At 32.3% G+C, this 18746-nt stretch carries 15 protein-coding genes; 1 reads left to right on the plus strand and 14 read right to left on the minus strand.

What is annotated here, in order from left to right; all coding sequences use genetic code 11:
* Positions 1-15: 15 nt before the first annotated feature.
* The 11 genes from N4A44_04730 to N4A44_04780 all read right to left on the minus strand — a co-directional run bounded on the left by N4A44_04730 (position 16) and on the right by N4A44_04780 (position 13136).
* Positions 16-651, minus strand: a complete 636-nt coding sequence (locus N4A44_04730; protein ID MCT4552946.1) for an OmpH family outer membrane protein — start codon at positions 649-651, stop codon at positions 16-18.
* Positions 652-711: 60 nt separating this feature from the next.
* Entirely contained in the window at positions 712-2994 is a 2283-nt protein-coding gene (gene bamA, locus N4A44_04735; protein MCT4552947.1) for an outer membrane protein assembly factor BamA, read from the minus strand.
* A 24-nt stretch (positions 2995-3018) separates the two neighbouring features.
* Positions 3019-4116, minus strand: coding sequence for an RIP metalloprotease RseP (gene rseP / locus N4A44_04740; protein MCT4552948.1), 1098 nt, complete (start codon positions 4114-4116; stop codon positions 3019-3021).
* A 34-nt stretch (positions 4117-4150) separates the two neighbouring features.
* Entirely contained in the window at positions 4151-4873 is a 723-nt protein-coding gene (locus N4A44_04745) for a phosphatidate cytidylyltransferase (protein ID MCT4552949.1), read from the minus strand.
* 302 nt (positions 4874-5175) lie between these two features.
* Positions 5176-5892 (minus strand): polyprenyl diphosphate synthase, encoded by a 717-nt coding sequence (gene uppS, locus N4A44_04750; protein ID MCT4552950.1) that lies wholly within the window; start codon positions 5890-5892, stop codon positions 5176-5178.
* Between the two features lie 118 nt (positions 5893-6010).
* Positions 6011-7606 (minus strand): hypothetical protein, encoded by a 1596-nt coding sequence (locus N4A44_04755; protein ID MCT4552951.1) that lies wholly within the window; start codon positions 7604-7606, stop codon positions 6011-6013.
* Positions 7607-7636: 30 nt separating this feature from the next.
* Positions 7637-8509, minus strand: a complete 873-nt coding sequence (locus N4A44_04760; protein ID MCT4552952.1) for a hypothetical protein — start codon at positions 8507-8509, stop codon at positions 7637-7639.
* 20 nt (positions 8510-8529) lie between these two features.
* Positions 8530-9324, minus strand: coding sequence for a hypothetical protein (locus N4A44_04765; GenBank protein MCT4552953.1), 795 nt, complete (start codon positions 9322-9324; stop codon positions 8530-8532).
* A gap of 17 nt (positions 9325-9341) precedes the next feature.
* Positions 9342-10124: a hypothetical protein gene (locus tag N4A44_04770; GenBank protein MCT4552954.1), complete on the minus strand. Its 783-nt coding sequence runs from the start codon at positions 10122-10124 to the stop codon at positions 9342-9344.
* Positions 10125-10333: 209 nt separating this feature from the next.
* Entirely contained in the window at positions 10334-11839 is a 1506-nt protein-coding gene (locus N4A44_04775; GenBank protein ID MCT4552955.1) for a hypothetical protein, read from the minus strand.
* A 292-nt stretch (positions 11840-12131) separates the two neighbouring features.
* On the minus strand, positions 12132-13136 hold the full coding sequence (locus N4A44_04780) for a 2-hydroxyacid dehydrogenase (GenBank protein MCT4552956.1): 1005 nt from the start codon (positions 13134-13136) through the stop codon (positions 12132-12134).
* 107 nt (positions 13137-13243) lie between these two features.
* Between N4A44_04780 and N4A44_04785 the strand changes: the two genes are divergently transcribed.
* Positions 13244-14281, plus strand: coding sequence for a lytic murein transglycosylase (locus tag N4A44_04785; GenBank protein MCT4552957.1), 1038 nt, complete (start codon positions 13244-13246; stop codon positions 14279-14281).
* Between the two features lie 72 nt (positions 14282-14353).
* Here the strand turns inward: N4A44_04785 and N4A44_04790 are convergent, their stop codons facing one another.
* The 3 genes from N4A44_04790 to N4A44_04800 form a co-directional block, all read right to left on the minus strand.
* Positions 14354-16045, minus strand: coding sequence for a hypothetical protein (locus N4A44_04790; protein MCT4552958.1), 1692 nt, complete (start codon positions 16043-16045; stop codon positions 14354-14356).
* A 221-nt stretch (positions 16046-16266) separates the two neighbouring features.
* Positions 16267-17976, minus strand: coding sequence for a hypothetical protein (locus N4A44_04795; protein ID MCT4552959.1), 1710 nt, complete (start codon positions 17974-17976; stop codon positions 16267-16269).
* Positions 17977-18217: 241 nt separating this feature from the next.
* On the minus strand, positions 18218-18746 hold a 529-nt coding region (locus tag N4A44_04800; protein MCT4552960.1), incomplete at its 5' end, for a hypothetical protein.

Consider the following 18746-nt stretch of genomic DNA (forward strand, 5'->3'; position numbering starts at 1 on the left):
TAAATAAAGTATTTTTTATTTTGTAGCTTTTTTAATTTTAGCTTCTAATTTTGATGGATCTTCCATTTTCAATGTTGAAACTTTTTTATTTAAAGCATCAACAACTTCTTTTGTAAGATCAAAGTCAGAATTAATAACAACGCTATCACTACTTTGAGTTAATACATCAAAACCTTTTTCTTTAGCTAAAGAAACTAAAATTGTATTTAAGTGATCCATTTGAACTTTTTGAATTTCTTGAGAGAAAGAAAGTTGAACAGCTTTAACTTTAACTGCAGTTTCTCTTTCAAATTCCATAACTTCATTTTGGAACGCAAGAACTTTTTCTTTTAAAGCTTCTTGAGATAAAGTTTTAGCTTGAGCTTTTAACTTTTCTTCTTCTTTCTTTAATTCAGCTTTTTTATCTTCAGTTCTTTTTTGTAATTTTTTAAGATACTTATCTTTTTGTTCATTTAAAGCTTTAGTAACTTTAGCATTTTCTTGAACATATTTGATGTTAACAACACCCACTTTAGTACCACTTTCAACAACTCTTTCTTCTAATTTTTTGCTAGGGCTAGTAACTATAGCAAATGTAGAAAGAACTATTGCAAAAGCAGATAAAGATACTGCGATAAGATTTCCGTCCATTAATTTAGATTTTTTCAACATTATTTTCCTCCTAAGTTTTTTGTAATTATAGTCTTTTTATACAAACTTTTCAATCAAAAATTAAAAATTATTTCCGATAGAAAGTCTAAACGTTTCTCTTTCATCATACTCTTCATAATTTTGAGCCCACGCCCAAGTAAGAGCAATAGATCCCATTGGTGAATCCCAGTTAATACCAAGTCCAGCAGCAGTTCTAATTGAATCATCATATTGAGTAGTAGCAGGATCAAATCCAGAAGGCTTACCAATAGCACCATAATCAAAGAACGCCAAACCATTAACTTTATATTCACTTGGAATTCCGATTGGGAATTTAGTTTCTAACGAACCATAAACTCTCCATTCACCACCTTCAGTATAACTACTACCATTTTGTCTAGCACCAACACCTGAAATAGCAAAACCTCTTAAATTAGAACCACCTAAGAAATATCTATAAGATCTTCTTAAATAATTATCTTCTAAAGCCTCTATATAGCCACCATTAATTGATGCCGAAGTTGAAACCCTACCTTTCAAGAAAGTTTTATAATAAGTAGCAGAAACATCTGTCTTAAAATAATTCTCAGTAGACTCTTTTAATGTATAAGAATTAGCTACGCTCAATATATAACCACTTCTATTTCTATACAATAAATCATAATCAGTATCTCTATAAGATAACTTTTGAGAAACAATATATAATTTAGCTTCACCAACATCTTCTGGTTTTAAAGTTGAATCATCAGACAAATCAGATACATCATCCATTTGATATCTAACACTAACACTTTGAGACAAGTGTTTATTATATTTCCAACCTGTATTCAAAGCTAAACCATAAGAATCTTTATCATAACCATAATCTTCTTTATATTTATAGTTATTCATAAACACTGTAAATCCACCAGACATATTCTTATTAAAGAAATATGGATCCGTATAACTAAAACTATAATTATCAGTTAAGCTAGATCTAGATGCAATAGCTGAAACCTTATGACCTTTACCCATAAAATTACTTTCCTTATAAGCCAAATCTATTACCAATCCTTTTAATGAGCTCCAACCTAATGCAAAAGAAATCTCACCAGTATTTCTTTCAACAACTGCAACATCCAAATTAACTTTCTCTGGATTCAAAGTCGGACTAGGAGTTATTGATAAATTATCAAAATATCCTGTTTTAGATAAAGACGATTTAGACATTCTCAATTTAGTTTGAGTTAAAACGTCTTGCTCTCCAATATAAAGTTCATTTCTAATAACAGAATCTCTAGTAACCGTATTACCAAGTATATTAATTTTATCCACAAATATCTTCTTAGCATTTTCTATGTTATAGATAATATCCATAATTGGTTCATCTGCAAATTCAACTTTCTTAACATCTACATTAATTTCTTTAAATATAAACCCTTTTTCTTCCAATGCTAAAGAAAGATTTTTTTCAGTTTTATTTCTATTAGATAAAGAGAACCAAGATCCTTTAGGATTTAAATTTTCTTCTTTAAGTAAACTATATAAATCATAATCTATAACATCAGATGCAATCTTCACATCACCAACTTTATATCTATCACCTTCTTCAATTTCAAAAGTAAGAATAAAAGAACCTTTATCTTCAGAAACATTAACATTTGAAGGAATTACTGTAGCATCCATAAAACCATTATCTCTATAATATTTCTTAATCAAAGCTACGTCTGATTTTGCCCTATCTTCATCAAACACATCATTTCTAGAAAAGAATTTCCACCATTTATATTCTTTAGTTTTTATAGCCGATAAAATATCTTCATCTTTTAAGAACTTATTACCTTTAATAATAATTTTTTCAATCTTTGCTTTTTTACCTTCATCAACTTCAAAAACAACATTATAAAAATTATCTGAAAGCTTAATTTGAACAGGAACTACTTTTGCAGAGAAATACCCCATAGAACTATAAATCTTCAACATAAGATCTACAGCATTAGAAATTTCACTTTTAGAAAATGGTGTCATATCTTTTATTGTTAAATTTTCAAAAAAGATATCATCAGAAACTCCATCATTACCTTCTATATAATATTTTTTAACAATGATAGCTTCTTCAACTTTAACTTTAACTTTTCCAGATTTTTCATTTAAAGAAACATTTTTAAAAAAACCTGTTTTATATAAAATCTTCAAACCTTTATTAAGATCTTTTTTAGAAATATTATCTCCAACTTGGAAAGGTAAAGAAGCTACAATCATACCAGAATTATATTTCTCATTTCCTTCAACTGAAATAGATTTAACAACAACAGCTTTCGCAACAAATGAAATATTCATAGCTACAAATAATAGCGCCACAAATAATAAGTTTTTTTTATTCATAAATATACCCTCTCCTAAATAAAACTAAATTCCAACAATTCTTAATACATCGTTAAACACTGACAACAATAATAATGATAATAGCAAAATAGCACCAACATTCATCATCGCTAATTTCAACTTAACTGGCAAATCTCTTCTTATAAAACTTTCCACAGTAAGTATCAAAATATGTCCACCATCTAAAATAGGTAAAGGCAACAAATTAACCAAACCTAAATTGATAGATATTAAAGCAACTATAGAAATAAATGTAACAAAACCAGCTTCCAAAGATTGTTTTGCAATTCCACCTATAGATATAACACCACCAACATTCTTAGCAGACTCTTTACCTGTCAACAATCTACCGATACCATCAACCATAGCATATGTTAATTCATATAAATCATTTCCTGCTTCAACAACCGCTTCAGTAAAAGTAAAATCTTGAGTATCTATAACTCTAAAATCAGGAACATAACCTAAAAGATATGGAGAGTTTTCATCTTCTCTTTCAGGAGTAATTCTTCTTAAAATCTTCTTACCGTCTCTTTCCAATTTCAAAGAAAGCTCTTTACCCTCTGAATTTAAAATAATCTCTTTAATATCTTCATAAGAAGAAACATCCGCTCCATCTATAGATTTAATCATATCACCTTCTTGAAGATAAACAAAAGCAGGAGCATTTTCAGAAACAGATTTAACATATCTACTTTCATAAACTTCTTTTCCAACAAAATAAGTCAGACCAAACATAATCAAAAATGCAAATAAAAAATTAAACAAAGGACCTGCAAAAACAATAGAAATTCTTTGCAATCTATTTTTATAATCATAATGAACTTTTTTATCTTTAGCAGTTAATTTCTTTTTCAACTTTTGAGCTTCAGCTTCTGACTCTGGTAAATCCGCTTGCCCAAACATCTTAACATAACCACCAAGAGGAATTAAACAAACTTTCCATCTAGTTCCTTTTTTATCATTCCATCCAAAAAGTTCTTTACCAAACCCTATAGAAAATACATCTACTCTAACACCATTTAATCTAGCAAATAAAAAATGTCCTAATTCATGAACAAATACTATTGAAAAAATCAAAAGTACAAATGAAATTACCGACATAAAAATACTATAAAACATATATCTTTCCTAACTATTTAAATTTATAACCTTATTATAAAACTAAAATTTCAAAAAACAACAAAGTTAATAAAAAACTATCCAATCTATCAAGAACACCACCATGCCCTGGAATTAAATCTGAACTATCCTTAACTTCACAAAATCTTTTAACAAGTGACTCAAACAAATCACCCATCATTGCAATAATTGGAGCAATCAACATAATCAAAATCATTGAACCCAAAGACCAAGATACATATTCATTTCCCATATATAAAATATAAAGCATACCAAAAACAAAACCAAAAATTTCACCACCAATAAAACCACCTAAACTTTTATTAGGAGAAATGCTTGGGCAAACTTTTCTAGTTTTAATATTAGAACCAACCATATAAGCACCAACATCCGCTGACACAGTAACAAACAATGTAAGAAAAATTAAAAATAAAGCTAAGTTATAATTTCCTGACAACAAAGCAAACAATCTTAAAGTTGGATAAAACAAAAGAAATATTAAAGCTATTTTGTATAAAGAGAACTTTCTCATTTCTTCAGGAGACATGTTTTTAACAGACGCCCTCTTCTTACCAAACATTCTTTCCATTTCCCAGATCATAATAGAAATCAAAACTATAAAAGCAAGTTTCATTGCATCAGGTCCTAGATAAAGAACGGCAAAAAACAGAGCTACCATTCCTACTGAAGAAAGAGATCTTTCCTTCATACCTTTAATAGAAAAAATGCTTTTAATTTTACTAACTAAATTTTTCATAGACTTACCCCCAAATCAATAGAAAAAATTTTAAAACAGAATCGAAAATAATGCAATAATAAAAAGTATTTTTTTCAAAGGAAACTATAGAGAAAATAATACAATTAAATTATTAAATATATAATTTAACTTTATTAAAAATAACATAAACCATTTCCAAATTTCATCTCACAATCTCTCCACCCAACGTTTTGGATAGTTTGCTTTAGATGCTAAATAAAAAGGTTCCGACGCGTATAAGTAATACGCGAGGGTTCTTTTTATAACGCAGATGAAATAAAATATACGAAACCTTTATATTATTAAGGATTAATATTTCCGAAGCGACGTTCCCTACCCATATAAATATCAATAGCCTCTACCAAGTCCTTCTCTGAAAAATCAGGCCACATAACAGGCAAGAAAACAAGTTCCGCATAAGCTAATTGCCATAACAAAAAGTTAGAAATTCTATGTTCATAAGAAGTTCTTATCATCAAATCAACAGGCGGCTGATCTTCAGTATAAAGATTACCTTGAACTAAATCAGCATTAATATCTTCAACATTCAAATTACCATCTTTAACCATAGTAGCAATCTTCTTACATGCTTGAGTAATATCTTCCTTACCACCATAATTTAAAGCTATGTTAAAATGATAATCTTCAAAATCTTTAGTACCCTCTTCAGTTTCTACTAAAAGCTTTTTCAATCCTGAATCAAAAACAGATTTATCTCCTAAAATTTTCACTTTAACTTTATTTTTAATAGCATCTTTTTTTAACCTTTTTAAATTCATTCTTAAAAGGTTCATAACTCCATCAACTTCTCCCTTAGGTCTCTTCCAATTTTCTGTTGAGAAAGCATAAATAGTTATATATTTAATCTCATGTTTTTTACAAGCTTCAAGAAGTCTATTAACTGCATCTACACCAACCTTATGTCCATACATTCTTGGCATACCTTTAGCCTTAGCCCAACGACCATTTCCATCCATAACAACAGCAATATGTTTTGGTTTTTCTTTAACTTTAGCCATAATTCTTTTCTACCTTTTTCAATTTTATTTTGCTTCAAAAATATAAAACAAAATCAAAAATAAATCAACAAATAAAAAAGCCTCCCAAATGAGAGGCTATTAATTCTAGTTTAGTAAATTATTTAATTACTTTATAAAGAACTCCTAGAGAACCCGACTTAAGAATGCTATCTGCAAATTTACAAGTTCCATCTCCTTTTTCAAAGCAAGTTAAATCTTTATCAGAAACTTTCCAACAAGAACCTGAACTAAACACTTCACCAGCGGCACAAGCTTTACATGTTGAACCTGTCCAGAAAGGTTTATCTGCAGGACATCCACAAGCATCTGCACTAGTAGAACCCGCCGGAGCTATCCTACCTCCAGTACACGCAGTACAAGATGCAACGCCTGCTGAAGACCATGTGTTGACAGGACATTGAGAACAACTAGTCGCAGTTGAAGTCCAACCACTTCTAAATGTACCAGCAGAACATTTAGTACAAGATCCACCTGATCCAGTACCTCTATAACCTGTATTACATCCACAAGTTCCACCATTGTTATTTTCAGTTAAACCACTGTTACAAGATCCATTACATTTATCTTCTTGACCGAATCCACCTTTACCAGAATCTGTACAATTTGCAACACACTTAGAACCGCTCCAATGTTGACCTCCTGCACAGCAATGGTCATCAGAATTTATTTGAGATTGGTAACAACAAATAGTATTTTTACCAACATTACCATAACCAGTATTTGAAGGTGCTTTTCTATAAAGCTGAGTACTATTATGAACACCACAACCACATGTTTCAGGAGTAGTACAATACTTTCCACCACTTACCATAGTGGTACCATCCCAAGTTTTAGGAGCTGTACAAACTGAAGGTGCTACACAAGCGCTACCATTCCAAGTCTTCCCACTAGGACAACATTGACCTTTATTACCAGAATAACCCGAGCAACTAGAACATGATACTGAAGTATCACTTCCACCACAATTATTGTCATCATGCTTCATACAACTAGTTCCACTTATTTTATAACTATAAGAAGGAGAACAAACTGTCTTACAAGCTCCTGTAGTTCCATCCGGTGCTTTTCCTGAACCACAAGAACATACATTATGATTTTCATTCCAACTTCCACCAGAAAGCACACAAGACTCATATTTTGATGTACCGCTAAAATCTTGAGTTGTAGATATTGTACTACCATTAGTTACATTACAAGTAAGAACGCACGGTGTAAAAGGAACTGCTGCATGACCAATATCATTTATTACAGCTGTAGAATTAGGATTACAAGTTATAACACCTGTGTAATCATTAGCACCACCAGGACCATCCATTCCACCACAATTTTGACCTTCAAAATGAATATCTACCAAAGCAGAGTAATAAAGAGGATTTGGATTTGTATCATTATAATAAGTACCATCAAAACCTGTACCATCAAGAGATTGCTTCTCCGGTATATTAGTTCCTTTAAAAATCTTTAAAGGGCTATTTTGCCATTTACAAACACAATCTGATTGAGCACTAGGATGCTTTGCTACCCTAATAGTTCTCTGAACATTTGTACCAGCCGTAAAAACAATATCATCCATCATATAAGGGGTATTGTAATTAGGATGGGAATCTGCATTATTAGCAGCATTAGCAATATTAACATTTCCCAAAAACACTAAAGATAAAGCCAAAACCAATTTATTAATTTTTCCAAACATATTCATCTCCTTAAATCTCCTATCCTAACCTTAATTACATCCACAATTTGCTGAAGGAGCTTGACCAGAAGTCGTTGTAGGATTACAAGATTGACAAGTTCCATTTATATTTTCTTCGCCTGGTAAGCAACAAGCTACATTAGATGCATTACTTTTATCCTTAGTTCTGTAAAGTTGTTGACCATTATAAGTACCACATCCACATGTATCAGGATCTATACACGCATCATACACATCATTATACACTTCTGGAGCTGTACAACTAGATGGAGTAGTACAATTTCCTTTAGTACCTTCCAATCCACATTCACTACAAGCAAAACTACCATCATACTTAGTTAATTTAGAACCATCAACTGTATCACAGTCCATATTAGCACAAGCTTTGTCAGTTGTGTTGTATTCTCTTAAAACTCCTCTATACAAAGCTTTACAAACTAATTTGCCACCTTCTGTAAAAGATTTATAAGTTGAACCTTTTTGATAACTTGTATACCAACACTGAGTGGAAAGTCCATCTATATCATAAGGAGAAGCAGGATAAGAACTACTAGCAGGACCGGAACAACACCACTTAAGTTTTTCACATTTCCATCTATTGTCACTCCCCTCTACACATAACTGAACCCTATGATCCATACCACTTGAACAACCTGGATCAAATTCATTATATAAATGATAGTTTCCACAACCTAAAGCATTTTGATATTTTGAACGAAAAGTTGTAAAACTACTTGTTTCATCTGTATAAACTGACTCTCCCCAATCAGAAGTTGGAAGTAGAAAATTAACATCAGAAATACACATTGATCCCCCTCCTCCTAAACTTAATGCATCGGCTTTACCACTTACCATCAAAAACAGTAACAATATAAATAATCTAATAAAATTCTTAGTTAACATAATCATCTCCCTCTCTAAACCTAATTACATCCACAACCCGAAGTATCAGCGACTTGTCCAAAACCTGCTGGCGTACAAGTAATTGGATCCATACATTTACCGCCTCTATTTTCTTTTTCATTACGACAACAAATAACTCCAGAACCAATCACATCCGTTTTTCTATAAAGCTGAGGCCCTGTACCATTTTCTTTACCACAACCACAAGTCTCATCAGTAGTACAATACTTATTACCATCAACCATAGTAGAACCATCCCAAGTTTGAGGAGATGTACAAGCCGGAACAGGAGAACAGGTTCCTCCCAATTGGTTAACTTTACCTCTTAATTCTCCAGAATCATTTTGATAACCAACATCACACCAACAACCAGCTCCTAAAGAAGAATCTTGAGCTGAATGATCCGGACAAATCAATGTTAAAACCTCAGTGCAACCACCCTCAAAATCTGTAACTCCCTCTTCTTCTCCACTAGAATTTTTGTAACCAGGATCACAATAACACGCCTTACCTAACTTAGTAAAAGCAGAAGTTGAATTCGGTGGACAAAGCTCAAGAGGTGCCGAAATACAAGGTTGAAGATGAGAAACATCTCCACCCATAATAGTATAATTATCTCCAGGTCTAATACCATCAGTATAAGCAGCACATCTCCATTTATTATCAAGAGGACTACAAGTACAATAATCTACACACAAAGGCATATTATGATATTCACTACATTGTGAATTAGCAAATGCATTGTTAACTTTCACTACATTAAAAGAAATTGCAAATAAAATAAATAAACTTAAAAATCTAAACTTTTTCAACATAACTCTCTCCCTAAACACTAATTACTACATCCACAATTACTTGCAGGAGGATTACTTCTACCTGCAGGATTACAAGATGGTGTTGATACAGCAGTACATGTCTCATTTATACTAACTTTACCGCCTTCAACACCAGATGGATTTTCATATCCAGTATTACACCAACATCCAACTCCCAAACTGCTATTAACAGCCGAATTAACAGGGCAAAGATTTAATGAACAAGATCCACTTGTCGCAGTACATTCAAGTTCATTATAACAACAAGAAGCACCTTGAATACTACCACTATCTATAGCCCCAGTATTTCTAACTCTAACCGTAGCACCTTTTTGAAAAGGTGTAGAATATGATGTTCCATCCCAAAAAGTACTACTTAATTTACCCATACACTCCCATTTTCCACTAACACAATTACACCATTGTTTACATATTTTTAAATCTCCTGAAGACATTCCTGAAGTACTACAAGAGTGACCGCTTGAAACAGTAAAGTTTATTTCTGTATCATCTTTAACATTAAACCACGTAGGACACGATCCCAAACTAGCTCCATCACAATGTAAAGCTGCAGTTTGAGCAGTAATTCCACTATTATTAGGACAAACTTCCCAGCTAATTATATCTCCATTAGGACAAGGGTGAGCATTCACAGCCCAATTATTTCCCCCTGACAACGGAGGACAAGATCCTATCATAATTCCAAAAGCATTATTATTAATAATAAACGAAAAAACAAGCCCAACACAAAAAACTTTTGATAATTTTCTAAACAACTTAGAATCGAAATTTCTAAACATAAGAATCTCCTTTATAAAACCCTTCCCTAAATATACTCCTCCAAAGTATACCCAATTTTCAAAACAATGTAAAGTTTTAAAAAATAAAAAATTTCTGGAATCTCTGACTCAGAGTCACTTTCCCTAAAAACCAAGCTCCAATAAGAAAATTAAAATCGCCCTAAACAAGGGCGATATTTAAAAGAAATTAATTTTATAAGAATACTATCTTAATTTAGCAGATATCTATAAAGAACACCCAACGAAGAATCGTCTAAAATATCTTTACCAAAATCACAATTTCCACTACCATCCTTAAAGCAAGTTAAATCTTTATCTGAAACTTTCCAACAAACACCATCTGAATATTTTTCTCCTTCTGGACAAGCAACACAAGCACTACCATTCCACAATGGTTTATCCGAAGGACACGCGCAAGCTGAAGGACTAGTACTTCCGGCAGGAGCTTTTTGTCCAACAGGACATGCTGTACAAGATCCAGAACCAGCATAAGACCAATGATCTTCAGAACAAGTAGGACATAAAGTTCCTGCTGAAGTCCAACCTAACCTATGAGTACCTGCAGGACAAATAGAACATGTGCCTCCAACTCCAGTACCTCTATAACCTTGAATACATCCACAAACTCCACCATTATTATATTCTAATAAAGTTGCATCACATGTACCATCACACTTATCTTCTTGACCAAAACCACCTTTACCAGAATCTGAGCAATCTAAAATACATGATGTACCACCCCAGTGATACCCAACACCACAACAACTGTTTTGATCAGTAGCTGTAACCCATCTTTCTTCTGTACCTGATGGACAAGCACTTCTAGTTTGTTTCATTTTACAAACTTCAGATTGAATTTCAAATTCACTAGTATCAGTCCAACTTCCAACTGTACAATTAGAAATACAAGAAGAACCACTCTTAGTATATCCTGCAGCACAAACACAAGCTTTTCCACTCATAGTTTGATCAGGACCACAACACATATAATCTGACCCATCATATTTCGTAACCAAACCTGACTTACAAGCACAATCTCCAGAAGCTGATGATGGATTATGTTGCCCTAAAGGAACATCTATATCAAAACCACCTGCTGGACAAAAGGATGAACAATTAGGATTTGAACCTGAAGGTAAAGTATCTCCATCATTACAACATTTATAAACGCTTCCATTATAAGCAACTTTCAACCCAGCTTCACACCATGTGCAACCACTAGAAGGAGAGCTATCTAAGGCTTCATTATACCCTTTTGGATCTGGACAAGAACCTGCATTAGCACATTCTAATCCAATCTTTCTATTTGCATCTACACTACAAGGAACTTGGACAACATTAACACCTCCAGGGGCTGTAGGACAAGTCACTTCACCAGAATAAGAACATTCTGTATTATAAAAGTCCATACCTGTAACTGTGCATTTATTACCACTAATAGTAACACAAAGATCATTAGCTTTCTCATCAGCTGAAATAGAACAACTCAAATCTCCAACTGTTGTACTTCTATCTCCATCACACATACTATCACAAAATTCAGCACCGAATTGATCACAGCCATGTGATTGACAATACCTTCTTCCAGCCATAGTACATTTCCAAGAAGAACATGAATTAATTTCTGCAGATGTACAGGCCACAGCAAAAACATTTTTAACATCAAAACAAAGAAATGCTAAAACAATAAAAAATCTTAAAAATTTACTTCCCATTTATCTATCTCCTCAAATAGAATTTTCTCTCAAAACATAAAATAATTTTACATAAAAAACAACAACATGTAAAGTATTTTCTAAAAAGCAATTTTCAAAAAATTAAAGATAATGACTCAAACTCAAAGCCACAGTATAAAACAAAAAAAACGCCTTAAATAAATTAAGACGATTTTGAAATGCTTCCCTAGAAATATTTCCTTCCCAAAAATTCCTTTAAAAGAACCCTCATAAAAACATTATACCATAATTTGAAAACACAAAAAAGGAAAAAAGAAAATATTTAAAAAAACTATTTTACTTCATTAACCAATTTCTTGCCGTCAACAAATGATTTAACATTTGCCAAAGTAGTTTCTGAAATATTATTTAAAGCTTCTTTAGTAAAAAACGCCTGATGAGAAGTAACCAACACATTATGCATACCTAACATTTGGGCAAGAATAGGATCCTTCAAAAAGTTACTATCAGAACAATCTTCAAAAAAGTAATCTGCTTCTTCTTCATAAACATCTAAAGCAGCACCAGCAATCTTTTCTGAAAGTAAAGCATCCAACATATCTTTAGTATTAATCAATGCTCCCCTAGAAGTGTTAAGTATCACTGCGCTATTTTTCATTTTATCAATAGATGCTTCATTAATAATATGTCTAGTCGAAGGCAATAAAGGACAATGTAAAGAAATAACATCTGATTTAGTAAAAATCTCATCCATATCATCTACATATTTAAAACCTAAACCTCTTTCAAGATCTTCACTTTGAACTTTATCATAAGCAATAACATTCATACCAAAACCTTTAGCAATTTTGATAAACACTTTACCTATCTTTCCAACTCCAATAACTCCAACAGTTTTACCATTTAAATCGAAGCCTAACAAACCATGAAGTCTAAAATCAAATTCTCTAGTTCTTCTACCTGCCCTAGAGATACCTCTATTTAAATCTAATAATAAAGCGAAGGTATGTTCTGCAACTGCATAAGGCGAATACTCTGGAACTCTAACAACTGAAATTTTTCCTCTAACAGCATCCAAATTTATATTATTATATCCTGCACATCTTAATGCTATTAATTTAACACCTTTTTTAACTAAATGATCTACAATCTTTTCATCAACTATATCATTAGTAAACAAGCAAACAACCTCTGTTCCATCTTCTATAAATTTAACAGATCTTTCACTCAATCTATTCTCAATAAATTGAAAATCAAAGTTATATTTTTTATTCTCCTTAGCAAAAAAATCTCTATCATAAGATTTAATATCAAAAAATGCTATTTTAACCATAATATTCTCCCAGAATTAAAATTCCTCTTCCATATTTCCTTAAAATAAAGTATAATGAAAAAGTGAAAAACAAGCAAGAGAAATAATTGGATATAAATTAAAGATAAACTATGAATATGAAAAATAAAATTTCAACAAAAATATTAGTTACAACTATTGCAACTTTATCAATTAACCCTATAGCTTTTTCAAATGAAAATCATAATGAAGAAGATTTTAAAGAATGGCTTTCTGAGTTCAAAGAAGAAGTTATAAGCAATAAAGACAAATATAAAATTTCAGAAGAAAATATCAATATAGCATTCAACAATACCAACTTCTTAAAAAGAGCTATTAAAAGTGATAAAAACCAATCAGAATTTAGACCAAGCTTTGAACAATATTTAGGAGGATATCTTTCTCCAGCATTCACAAAAAAAGCCCTTAAGCTAAGAAGAAAACATTGGAAAAGTTTCGACAAAGTAGATCAAAAATATCACATTCCTAGAAATTATCTAATTGCCCTTTGGGGAGCAGAAACAAGCTTCGGAAAATTCTTCGGAAACCAACATATATTATCATCTACTGCAACGCTTGCATACGAAGGTCGTAGAGAAGAGTTCTTTAAAAAACAATTTATAGCAGCTATAAAAATAGCAGAAGAAAATGATTTCAATTTAGCAGAAATGGAAGGTTCTTGGGCCGGTGGACTAGGTAACTTCCAATTCATACCAACAACATTCGAACAATATGCTGTAGATGGAAATAACAATGGAAAAATAGATTTATGGAATGATATGGATGACGCATTCTCATCAGCTGCAAACCTACTAACAAAATATGGTTGGAAAGAAGGTGAGCTTTGGGGACGTGAAATAATCCTTCCAGAAAACTTTGATGAAGAGCTTTTAGACATAAACGGTGAAAAAGAAAAACAAACTGTTTCTTTCTGGAAATCCAAAGGTATAAAAACAATAAATAATAAAGAACTTCCAAACTCTAAAAAACTAGGAAGAGTAATCAAGACTAATGATGGAGCAAGAACGTTCCTAGTCTATAACAATTTCGAAGTTATAAGAAGATGGAATAGATCTAATCATTATGCATTAAAAATTGGTTTAATAAGAAACGAATTAGCCAATGAAGAAAATCTAAAATTACTAAAATAAAAACCTCCCAATCGGGAGTTTTTTTTTATCACAAAGAAAGTAATAAAAAAGCTCTCAACGAGAGCTTTTAAATTAATCAGGAATATGCTCATTTAAATCATCAAATGAAACCATTGGCATACATTCAACTTTAAATCTTCTACCTAAGTCAGGATCAAATCCTGATGAAACATTTGAAGATGGTTTATATTTAACAGCACCTGATTCAAAGCATTCAGAAATAGATGGATTTGATGAATTTACAACTTTAGGATCCAATATAAAATGCTTACTAAAGTTAGATACAACACCTCCTGATGTAAAACAAATTTCATTATCTTTTAAATTCTTACATTGAGCATAACAACTACCATTATTCTCAATATAATCTCCTCCACAAGTAATTCTAGGAACACAAGAACTTCCACCCCATGTTTCTGTAGAAGAACAACAACTATCTGGATTAGATGCATTCACCCATTCAGTTGCTGTACTAGACGAACCAGACGCTCCAGACGGACAAGTTTTTTTAGTTCTTTTTTGTTTACAAGAACTACTTTCTATTTTAAACTCAGATTTTAAAGTCCAATTAGAATCTGCCACACAATCGGCAACACAAGAACTTCCACCCCAATGAGTTCCAGAACTACAACAAGCATTAGAATCTGTAGCTGCGATCCATTGAGAAGAAGCTTCTGATCCACAAACACTTCTAGTTTGCTGTCTTTGACAAGCACCAGAATTTATTCTGTAATTAGAAGTATTAGTCCAACTTCCTGTAGTACATGCTGCATCACATTTTTTAGTACTAGAATTCCAAACATACCCTGAATTACAAACACATTTATTTTGAGCTGGAGTCCAAGTAGAATTTGCTACACATTGACAGTAAAAATCTTGTCCAGGAACCCCTCCTCTACTAGCTGCATCACCTGTTTGTATAGACGCACCTTCAACACATTGGAAACAAGATGAACCTCCTGGAAACGTTCCTGTCTCTGCTGGAGTATGAGGACAAATATCGTAACCACTACAGTTATCACCTTCTGTCACCGTCGTATCCTCTTCTTGTTTACAACATCTATAAAAACCTTTATGAGGAAAGTAAGATAACTTCAAACCATCTTCACAATAACTACATCCATAAGAAGAAGTAGGAACCTTTCCATTGTAACCTTGTTTTTCTGGACACTTAAAAGTATTTCTACAATTTAATCTTATTGTTCTATCGGGCGTACCACTACACGGAATATCTACCGCATTAAGACCATCCGGTGTAGATGGACAAGTAACTTCTCCTGAATAATTACAATCCCTATAAAAGTCTTTACCACTTGCCGTACATTTATTTCCACTTATATTAACGCAAACATTTTCAGCTTTTTCATCTGCTGAAATTGAACAACTATAATTACCTGATACATCACTTCTACTACAAGCTGGTCTTTTCATACAATAAACAACTAGGTTAGAAACAGTTGTTCCCGGAGTACTACCCCACTGATTTAAACATGTAAGATTTTGACTTGCCGAAGAACCATCTGAAGGAACCGTAATTCCTGTAGATTTGTAACTACAATTTACACTTTTATGCGGTGCGTTAATAGCACATTTACCATTTGAAAGTGTTGCCGTCAACCCACTAATAAGACTATTACTAGTACTTCCATAATAAGAGGTATAACAAACATAATCAGATCCACAATCAGTCGTGAACGCACTAACATCTTTATTAAAGAAAATAACCGCTAAAATAATAAAAAGTTTTAAAAATTTACTTCCCATCTATCCATCTCCTCAAATAGAATTTTCTCTCATATACTATATAACATGGTATATAAATATCAGAATAATGTAAAGTTTTTTTCCTCTTTATAGCAATATAAGAAATTATTACTCACTAAAACTCAAGCCTCATCTCAAAAATAATTCTTTTCCTATCAGTTATCAATAAAAAAATCCCTAGAATTTTTCTAGAGATTTAAAAGAATCGATTTAAACATTTATTAATCATTAACAAATTCATTTAAATCATCAAATGGAACCATTGGCATACATTCCATAGTAAATCTTCTACCTGAATCTGGATTAAATTTATCCTTTGCAACATTCGAAGATGGTTTATATCTAACTGCCCCTGAAATAAAACATTCTGATATAGATGGATTATCTGAAAATGCTATTTTAGGATCTAAAACAAAGTTCTTACTTTTATTAAGAGATATACCTTTTGCAGTAAAACAAACTTCATTTTGCTTAAGATTTCTGCATTGAGCATAACATGCATTTCCATTTTTAATATAATCACAATCTATACTTTGAATACACTTTCCTCCATCAAATGTTGGCTTGGCAGGATCTGTACAACATTTATCTGGATTAGAAGCATTTTGATCCCAATTAGTTTGACTAACTGCTGTAGCCGTAGAAGAAGAACAATACATTCTAGTCCTCTTTTGCTTACAATTATTACTTACTGTTTTCCATTCAGACTTTAATGCCCAATTTGTTCCTACACAATTAGCTACGCAACTACCATTATTATCAGCATCATGAGTACCTGAAGGACAACCTGCGTTACAAGATTTAGTCTTACTAGAACAATCTGTAACTCCAGACTTACAAGTTTTAGTTTGAGTCCCCGCTGTATTATTAGAATTATTTCTTACACAATTTCCCCAATTATTCCAACAATTACTTTCACCCGTAGAAACCCACTGAGAAGTTGCGCCTCCACATCCTTCTGTTCTAGTTTGTTTTCTTTTACAACTACCTCCTGAAACCTTATAAATAGAAGTATTAGTCCATGAAGTTATTGTACAATTTTTAACACACTTATTTTGCCCACTATCCCAATGATGATTTGCAGCACAACAATGACCATTACTCTTAACAGTATAACTTCCACCACAATCACAACCTGAATCTATACTCATACCATTAGTCCAAGATGAAGGACAAGCATCTACACATCTATATCTATCCCACTTTTGACCAGCTGGACAACATTTCTTATTAGTAGAATCCCAAACATTTGTAGATTTTCCAGTGCTAGAGTTAGGTTGATTTCCTTTACAACATTTTTCACTGGTATGTTCTCCATCTTTTTCTGCACAAAAATCACAATTTAAAACTTTAGTTTGATAATACATAGTAGCAGGATCTCCATTAATCTTAAAAGAAAGAGTCGATGTACTAGAAGTAACCCAAGAAGCACATTTCCCACTAAGTCCATATCCATAACATTGTCTATATTCTCTAGCTTTACCAGTACTCTCTACACAACCATCTTTATCTCTAGCCCATGTATGTCTATAGCCATATTTTCTACCTTCACTACTCTGCTTAATTCTACTAGAATAAGGTCTCAATCTAAAATCTCCACATTCACTCAAACTCCATATGTCTTTATCTGCTATAGATGGTAAATCACCACCTCCACCATAGCCTCCGCCATAACCTTCATCGCTATCGCCACCAACACATCCACTAGTATCATAATCAAACTCACAGTAATATTGACCATTTCTTAAATATCCAAGCGTCTCAGCTTCAGACTCATCCATATATTTTAAGACATGAGGACAGGTCGGAGTCCCAACAGACGTACAAGTAGAACCATTACCTTCTTTCTTATTCAAATAATCATAACAATAACTCTTATCATTATAAACATCTCCGGATCCTGTGGAAATACCTAATCTATCATAAGACATTATATTTTCCTTAGGAACTTTCAAATTATACATTGAATAGTGTGTTCGTGTTGTTATTGCAGCCAAAATATTTTTCCCTGAAAAGGAAAATAATAAATTAAAAAGCATGAAAATGCTTATCACTTTTTGAAACATAAGAAGTCCCCCTTAAACTTTCTTAAATTTATAATAAGTTATCAAAATTTCAACTTAAAGTAAAGATACTTTTTAATAAAAAAGTTCTCCTAAGAGAACTTTAACTTTAATCATCGACAAATTCATTCAAATCATCAAACGGAACCATTGGCATACACTCAAGTTTAAACCTTCTACCTATGTCTGGGTTAAATTTATCCTTTGCAACATTTGAAGACGGTTTATATCTAACTGCACCTGAAATAAAACATTCAGAAACAGATGGATAATCAGAAAATGCAATCTTAGGATCTAAAGTAAAATGCTTACTTTTATTTGATGAAACACCTTTAGAAGTAAAGCAAATTTCATTTTGCTTAAGATTTTTACATTGAGCATAGCATGAACCCGAATTTTCAATATAATCCCCATTACAAATAATTTTCTTTATACAATCTTTAACATTATCTGAACCAGCCGGAGATGATGTACCTGATGGACATGCAGTACAAGATGATGCTCCAGCTGCAGACCATTTATCAACAGGACAAGTAGAACAGCTCCTAGCCGTAGATGTCCACCCATTTCTATATTTTCCAGCAGGACAATTAGTACAAGAGCCTCCTACAGCTGTTCCCTTCTTACCACTAGGACAA

The organism is Alphaproteobacteria bacterium, from assembly GCA_025210155.1.
GTDB lineage: Bacteria > Pseudomonadota > Alphaproteobacteria > Rs-D84 > CASDRH01 > JAOASE01.